This window comes from Gilvimarinus gilvus (assembly GCF_030518155.1).
Classification (GTDB): domain Bacteria; phylum Pseudomonadota; class Gammaproteobacteria; order Pseudomonadales; family Cellvibrionaceae; genus Gilvimarinus; species Gilvimarinus gilvus.
Map to the genome: position 1 here is coordinate 1 of NZ_JAULRU010000249.1, position 307 is coordinate 307.

Below are 307 nucleotides of genomic sequence, written 5' to 3' on the forward strand. Positions count from 1 at the left end.
CGACCACCTTTAGGAGGCATAATACCGTTATTGCCAGTAAAGCCATTTATAGCATGCTCAACAAGCACGGGCATACCCTGTCCTATACGCGCTTTCCAGTCTGTCTTATCGCCCAGCTTTGGCGAACCGGCAAGGCCTGAAGCATGACATGCCTGACACGCATTATCGTAGGTTTTACGTCCGGCAACCGCGGTTTCAGACAATGAAACAGCATGTGCAGAGTCCTTCGCTACATCTTCACCTTGCAATTTACGTTCTTTCAATTCCTGAGCATGGTGTGATGCAGCCGGTGCATCTGCCCCTTCAA

At 50.2% G+C, this 307-nt stretch carries 1 protein-coding gene; it reads right to left on the minus strand.

All coding sequences use genetic code 11. The features are described from left to right. A partial coding sequence (locus QWI17_RS03290; protein WP_302721075.1) for a c-type cytochrome occupies positions 1–307 on the minus strand: 307 nt, incomplete at both ends.